Source organism: Devosia sp., assembly GCF_041917035.1.
In the GTDB taxonomy this organism is placed as follows: Bacteria; Pseudomonadota; Alphaproteobacteria; order Rhizobiales; family Devosiaceae; genus Devosia_A.
The window spans coordinates 1-6,817 of record NZ_JAYRYM010000197.1; the positions used below are offsets into that span (position 1 = coordinate 1).

Here is a 6,817-nt window from a genome sequence, read left to right on the forward strand (position 1 = left end):
GCCGCACGCGGCAACCCGATCCAGATCGACCTGCACATGGCGTTCTTCGCCGGCCTGGCGCTGTGCGCCCTGCTCTACGACATCCGGGCGATCCTGCTCGGCACCGTGCTGGTTGCGGTGCATCACCTGGGCCTCGGCCTCGCCATGGAGACTCTGGTGTTCTATGGCGGTGGCAGCCTGGGCCGGGTGATCCTGCATGCGGTGCTGCTGGTCACCGAGGCGGCCGGTCTCGTCGCGCTCACCCTGATCACGCAGAAGCTGCTCAACCTGGCCGAGAGCAAGTCGGCGGAGGCGGCGCTAGAGGCCGAGAAGGTCAGCCAGCTCGCCGGTGCCGCCGGGGCCGAGCGGCAGGCGAGCGACGAGGGCCGGCGCCAGATGCTGGCAAGGCTCGACACGTCCTTCGGCCACGTCGTGAAGCGGGCCGCCGCCGGCGATTTCTCGCAACGGGTGGTGGCGGACTTCGACGAGCCCGTCCTCAGCGGCCTGGCCGGCAACGTCAACGCGCTGGTCGACACCGTGGAGCGGGGTCTTGAGGAAACCGGCGCAGTGCTGGGGGCGCTGGCCCGGACGGATCTGACGCAACGGGTCAGCGGGCGGTATGACGGCGCTTTCGGCCGGCTCAAGGACGACACCAACGCGGTCGCCGACACTCTCGCGCGGATCGTCGGCCAATTGCGCCAGACGTCGGAGCAGCTGCGCACCGCAACCGGCGAGATTCTCTCCGGCGCCAATGACCTGTCGGAACGTACCACCAGGCAGGCCGCTACCATCGAGCAGACCTCCGCGGCGATGGAGCAATTGGCCACGACGGTGATCGACAATGCACGGCGGGCGGAGGAGGCCAGCCGAAAGGCCGAGCAGGTTTCGCATTCGGCCGAGGCCGGCGGCTCGGTGATGGCGGAGGCCAATGGCGCGATGGAGCGCATCACCACCTCGTCGGGCAAGATCTCCTCGATCATCGGGCTGATCGACGACATTGCCTTCCAGACCAACCTCTTAGCCCTCAACGCCTCGGTCGAGGCGGCGCGGGCCGGTGACGCCGGCAAGGGCTTCGCTGTCGTTGCCGTCGAGGTTCGGCGGCTGGCTCAGTCGGCGGCCAGCGCATCGAGGGACGTCAAGGCGCTGATCGAGCAGAGCGCCCACGAGGTATCGAGCGGTTCGAGGCTCGTCGCCGACGCCGCCGGCAAGCTGACGGCCATGCTTGAGTCGGTGCGTGAGAACAGCACGCTGCTGGGGTCGATCGCCCGTGCCAGCCGCGAGCAGGCCTCGGCCATCGAAGAGGTCAGCACCGCCGTGCGGCAGATGGACGAGATGACCCAGCACAACGCCGCGCTGGTGGAGGAGACGAATGCGGCGATCGAGCAGACCGAGGCGCAGGCCAGCGACCTCGACCGCATCGTCGAGCAGTTCGCGCTCACCGAGACCGGGCGGCCGCGGCGCGCGGCCTGAGGGCGCGCTCAGGCGAGGGCCGCACTCACCAGGGCCTGCGCGTGGAGTTCGGTGGTGTCATAGGTCGGCAGCGGGCTGACGCTGTCGTCGATCAGCATGCCGATTTCCGTGCAGCCCAGGATCACCGCTTCGGCTCCACGTGCCTTCAGCCGCGAAATGGCGTCCACATAGGTGCGCCGCGACTCTTCCCTGACGACGCCCAGGCAGAGTTCCTCGTAGATGATGCCGTTGAGGTTGGTGATGCCGGTATCGGGCACGAGGACGTCGAGGCCATGCGCTTCGAGTTCGTCGATGTAGAAGCGCTTCTCCATGGTGAAGCGGGTGCCGAGCAGGCCGACCCGGCCGATGCCGTCGGCACGCAGTGCCGTCGCGGTCGGCGTGGCGATGTGGATGAACGGAACGGCGAGCGCGGCCACGATCCGGGGCGCGCAGATGTGCATCGTATTGGTGGCGAGGCCGATCAGGCCGGCGCCCTGGGCCTCGAGTGAGCGGGCCACGACGACGAGGCGCTCTCCGGCCTCCTCCCACCTGCCGGCCCGCTGCAGCGCCTCGATCGGGGCGAAGTCGACCGAGTGGACGATGACCGGGGCAGAGTGCAGTCCGCCCAGCCTGCGGGCCGTTTCGCGATTGAGGATGGCGTAGTAGTGGGCAGTGGATTCCCAGCTCATTCCGCCGATGAGGCCGATGGTCTTCATGCCCGACACATGGCCCGGAACGACCGCGGAGGCAAGTCACACGGTGCGGAACGAGCCCGATCACGAAGCAGTGACCGGGGGCGCGGTAACGATCGGCCCGGGCGGGCGAATTAGCCAGCACGGAGCCAGTCAGGGTCCGACAATACCAGGAGAACTCGCAATGAACCGTGTTTCGTCTGCCATCCTCGCCGCCTCGCTGCTCTCCGCCCTCGCCGGGGCATCGGTCACGGGTGCCGTCGCCCAGGATGCCACCGAGAAGTGCTATGGCGTGGCGATGGCCGGCCAGAACGACTGTGCGGCCGGGCCCGGCACCACCTGCGCCGGCACGTCGGTGATCGACTATCAGGGCAATGCCTGGAAGGCCGTGCCGTCGGGCACCTGCCTCACCATCTCGCTCGACGGCGACCGCAAGGGCTCGCTCGAGCCGCTCGAGCGCGACCTGCCGCAGGCCTGACCCCTTGCCCGGAGGTCCGATTGGGTCTCCGGGCATCACCCCCCCGGGAGAATGAGCATGGGCGTGGATCGACTACCGGCGCGGGCCGGGCTGGGACTGAAGCCGCAGCACTACACCCACATCCTCGGCACGCTGCCGGACATCGGGTTCTTCGAGGTGCATGCCGAGAACTACATGGGCGACGGCGGACCGCCGCATCGATACCTCACGGCCATCCGCAGCCGCTATCCCCTCTCCCTGCACGGGGTCGGACTGTCCATCGGCGGCGAGGGACCCCTCAGCACGGACCACCTGCACCGGCTGAACGCGCTGATCGAGCGCTACCGGCCACAGTCCTTCTCGGAACATCTGGCGTGGTCCTCGCACGGTGAGTGCGCGCTGAACGACCTGCTGCCGCTGCCCTATACGGCGGCGACGCTCGACAGGGTCGCGGCGCATGTCGATCAGGTCCAGCAGACCCTGGGCCGCCGCATGCTGCTCGAGAACCCCTCGACCTATGTGGTGTTTGCCGAAAGCACCATCGCCGAGACCGATTTCCTGGCCCGCATCGTCGCCCGCACCGGTTGTGGCCTGTTGCTCGACGTCAACAACGTCATGGTCTCCTCGGTGAACCATCGGGTCGACCCGTTCGCCTATGTCGACCGCTTCCCGGTCGAGCATGTGGGCGAGGTTCACCTTGCCGGCTACGACGAGACATCGGACGGCGCCGGCGATCGACTGCTGATCGATGCCCATGCCTCGCGCGTCAGCCCGGATGTCTGGGACCTGTTCCGGCACACGCTCGAGCGCACCGGCCCGCGACCGACACTGGTCGAGTGGGACAATGACGTCCCGGCCTTCGACGTTCTGGCCGAAGAGGCCGCGCTGGTCGACGCGGCAATCGACAGCGCCGGATCGACGCGCCGGCTGGCCTCATGACCGGCATGACCCGGCAGGCGGGCTTCGCGGCGGCCCTGATCGATCCTTCGCTCCCGGTTCCCCCGGGCATCGTTTCAACCCGGGGCGACGCGGACGAGAAGCGCTTCGCGGTCTATCGCAACAATGTGCATGTGGGTCTCGTTGGTGTCGTTGCCGCCAAGTACCCGGTCTGCGCCAGGCTGGTGGGCGAGGAGTTCTTCGCTGCCATGGCGCGGCAATACGTGGCCGCGCGCAAGCCGACGTCGCCGATCATGATGCTCTATGCATCCGACTTCGCGGATTTCATCGCGGGCTTCGAGGCGGCGCGGCCGGTGCCTTACCTCGCCGATATTGCGCGGCTCGAGCAGGCCTGGAGCGTTGCCTACAACGCCAGGGACGAGCGGTCGATGACGATCGACCGGCTGGCCGAAATCGCCGGCGCCGAACTGGGCGAGCTGCGGCTCGAGGCCCATCCGGCCGCCGCACTGGTCCGGTCGCCATACCCGATCGGCTCGATCTGGTCGGCGCATCATGCCGACGGCGTGCCGGTCCGCTCCGGAGCCGAGTCGGTACTGGTGTCGCGACCCGCCGCGGAGGTGAAGGTCACAGTCGTCCCGCCCGGTGACGCTGCGTTCTGCGGCGAACTGCTGGGCGGGGCGACAATCGCCAGTGCCGCGGCGCACGCGCTCGAGCGGCATGCAGATTTCGACTTCGGTCGCGCGCTGGTGGGGCTGTGCTCCATCGGCGCCTTCGGTGCATCGACACGAAAGGACGCAGACCATGCTCGTTGAACAGTTCGGCCGGCTCTACCGTGCCGGCGACCGGCTGCTGGGCGCGATTCCACACAGCCTGTCGCAGCTTGCGCTGCGGGTGGCGCTGGCGATTCCGTTCTGGCGCTCCGGAATGACGAAGTGGGATGGGTTCCTCAACCTATCGGCAGGGGCACGCTACCTGTTCGAGCAGGAATTCAAGCTGCATCTGGCGGGCGAGGCGATAGCCTATCCGTTTCCGCTCGTCGCGGCGTTCCTCGCCGGGACCGGCGAGGTCGTGCTGCCGGTGCTGCTGGTGCTGGGTCTGTTCACCCGCTATGCGGCGCTCGGCATCCTGCTGATGACCATCGTCATCCAGCTGACCGTGCCGGACGGCTGGCTGAACTTCCACCTGCCCTGGGCGGCCATGGCGCTGGCGCTCATGGCGTTCGGCGGCGGCAGGCTCTCGGTCGACGCAGTGCTGGCGTGGCGTCTCGAGCGGGCGCCGCGCGGCGGCGCCACCGCCACGGGCCGGTAGCCGCTCCCGCTGCGCGACCCAGCGAGCGGATCGGATTCATCGCCCGACCCGGCTCGTCTAGAAGAGCAGGTCGTCGACGCTGTCCGGCGAGCCGTGAACCGGATGCGGCTGGGCTTGGGCGACGCCGGTGAAGGCATCGTGGATGCGGCGTTCCTGATCCATGGTGTAGCGGCGGCGCAGGTCCGAGAGCAGGTTGCCCGCGGCCTCCCCGGCGGGGGGCGTCGATGGCGCACCTGCGGCAAGTTCCGCCACGGCGATCTCGGCGTCGCTCAGCGCTTCCGACAGTGTCGAGTGCCGCCCGAGATCGTCCATCGCATCGGCCAACTGACGGGCGACGATCGGCGTGTCCCGGCGGAGTTCGCCCAGCGCCTGGCCGAGGCGATCGGAAACGGCGGAAAACAGCGACAGCGCCGCGGTGGCCTCGCGCTCGAGTGCGCCGACACCATCCGCCGTGGCACCGATGGGGCTGCCGGTGAAGGTGGTCGCGACATCGGCGGCCCTCGTGAGCTGTTCGACGGCACCGTGAGCGGAGACGACGGTCTCCCCGGTCAGTGCCCGCAACTGCTGCGAGATGACGTCGAGGGCCCGGCCGCGGGCGCCGAGTTGCGCGCACTTGACGGCGGCGTTGAGACTGAGCAGCCGCATCTTGTATTCGACCTCCTGCACGGCCTCGACGTGGCCGAGCAGGATTCGCACGGTGTCGGCCACCGCGCCGGCGACCTGGGCGAGCTTGTCCCGCTCGGCCTCGCAGTCGGCCAGCAGCGCCACTGCCTCGCGCAGCGCCGAGTGCAGCGGTCCGAGGCCGGCGCCGTCCTCTTCCGTGCCGTGTACGGCGCGCGCGTGCTCGAGCATGGCCGCCGTGTCCCGACACAGCCGCGACAGTGCCGCGGCGCCGGCAGACATCTCCTCGACCAGCGTCTCGCGTGCGGCGACCAGTTGCCGGCGCTGCAGCTCGGCGATGGGCGGAACGAGCGCGACGTCGCCCCCGCCCAACCCGCGCAGAACGGCCTCGACGTGCTCGACCCGCTGCCGCGTGGCATCGCCGACCTGCAGCGCCATCACGAGGGCGGCCACCTGCGCGGCAATGGCGCGCGACGTCCGGCCCGTATCGGCGCTGGCCTCGAGCGATCGGGCCCGCTGGGCGTTGACCAGGCCGAGCCCCCGTTCGAGGTCCTGCGCCAGGGCCGTCAGCGTGTGGCAGTGGGCGGCCTCGAAACGGCTCCGGGCCATGGTGGCCTCGGTAACGGCGCGGCACAGCGTGTCGTAGACGCGGGCGAAGTCGGCTACGGTGGCGGTTGCGGAGCCCGACAGCTCGGCGATGTCGGTGGTGAAGACACTGAAGTCGTCATGCTCGCCGGCGACGCTTGCCGCGACGACCCGGGCATTGATGGCGACGATCCCGGTCATCTTCACGGTGCGCCTCAGCTCGGCAATGGGATGCCCGGCGGCCGCGACCACTTGTGCCATGCGGGTGATCGCCTCCTGCTCGGCTGCAAGTTCGACCGAGATGGCGAGGGCGCGATGCCCGACGATCGCCAGACGTTCGGTGGCCTCGGAGAGTTCGGCGCTCTCGAGCTCGGCCGGCAAAGCCTCGAAAGTCTGGGTCAGCCGGCCGAGGATGGTGGCGCACGACGACAGGCGGTCGCCGATGCTGACGAAGGCGCCGTCGATGGCGGTGCGCGGTGCCGCGAGGCCATCGGCGGCAGAAAGGAGGCGGCCGGCAAGCGCAGCACGATCGTCTTGGGCAGGGGCCAGGGCCGGGTTCGCCATGGATCAGTCCTTGGGTGCGGCGGCGCGGGTGGCGCAGGAGATGATCTCGCCGGCAATGCGACGAAGCGGCAGCACCTTGTCCACCGCATCGAGCATCACCGCCTCCCTGGGCATGCCGAAAACGACGCAGCTCTCCTTGTCCTGCGCCATGGTGAGGCTGCCGGCCTGCCGCATCTCGAGCAGACCCTTGGCGCCGTCATCGCCCATGCCGGTGAGAATGATGCCGACGGCGTTGCGGCCGGCGTACTGGGCGGCCGAACGAAAC

Annotated in this window: 8 protein-coding genes; 5 read left to right on the forward strand and 3 right to left on the reverse strand. The window is 69.3% G+C overall.

The window, feature by feature from the left end; translation table 11 throughout:
* Nucleotides 1-1,449, forward strand: a 1,449-nt coding sequence (locus ACE3TU_RS16760; RefSeq protein ID WP_374626227.1) for a methyl-accepting chemotaxis protein, incomplete at its 5' end; no start/stop codon positions are given.
* An 8-nt stretch (nt 1,450-1,457) separates the two neighbouring features.
* Here ACE3TU_RS16760 and ACE3TU_RS16765 read toward each other — a convergent pair.
* Nucleotides 1,458-2,144 (reverse strand): aspartate/glutamate racemase family protein, encoded by a 687-nt coding sequence (locus ACE3TU_RS16765; RefSeq protein ID WP_374626230.1) that lies wholly within the window; start codon nt 2,142-2,144, stop codon nt 1,458-1,460.
* Between the two features lie 160 nt (nt 2,145-2,304).
* Here ACE3TU_RS16765 and ACE3TU_RS16770 point away from each other — a divergent pair, with 160 nt between their 5' ends.
* From ACE3TU_RS16770 to ACE3TU_RS16785, 4 genes are read left to right on the forward strand one after another with little or no spacing between them, the layout of a single operon-like run.
* Nucleotides 2,305-2,598: a DUF2282 domain-containing protein gene (locus ACE3TU_RS16770; protein WP_374626233.1), complete on the forward strand. Its 294-nt coding sequence runs from the start codon at nt 2,305-2,307 to the stop codon at nt 2,596-2,598.
* 51 nt (nt 2,599-2,649) lie between these two features.
* On the forward strand, nt 2,650-3,516 hold the full coding sequence (locus tag ACE3TU_RS16775) for a DUF692 family multinuclear iron-containing protein (protein ID WP_374626235.1): 867 nt from the start codon (nt 2,650-2,652) through the stop codon (nt 3,514-3,516).
* On the forward strand, nt 3,513-4,286 hold the full coding sequence (locus ACE3TU_RS16780) for a putative DNA-binding domain-containing protein (protein ID WP_374626236.1): 774 nt from the start codon (nt 3,513-3,515) through the stop codon (nt 4,284-4,286). The genes ACE3TU_RS16775 and ACE3TU_RS16780 overlap by 4 nt, the downstream gene beginning before the upstream one ends.
* On the forward strand, nt 4,276-4,782 hold the full coding sequence (locus ACE3TU_RS16785; protein WP_374626238.1) for a DoxX family protein: 507 nt from the start codon (nt 4,276-4,278) through the stop codon (nt 4,780-4,782). The genes ACE3TU_RS16780 and ACE3TU_RS16785 overlap by 11 nt, the downstream gene beginning before the upstream one ends.
* 57 nt (nt 4,783-4,839) lie before the next feature.
* Here ACE3TU_RS16785 and ACE3TU_RS16790 read toward each other — a convergent pair whose 3' ends face one another.
* Nucleotides 4,840-6,552 (reverse strand): hypothetical protein, encoded by a 1,713-nt coding sequence (locus ACE3TU_RS16790; RefSeq protein WP_374626240.1) that lies wholly within the window; start codon nt 6,550-6,552, stop codon nt 4,840-4,842.
* A gap of 3 nt (nt 6,553-6,555) precedes the next feature.
* Nucleotides 6,556-6,817 (reverse strand): CheB methylesterase domain-containing protein (locus ACE3TU_RS16795; protein WP_374626242.1); only part of this gene is annotated, 262 nt, incomplete at its 5' end.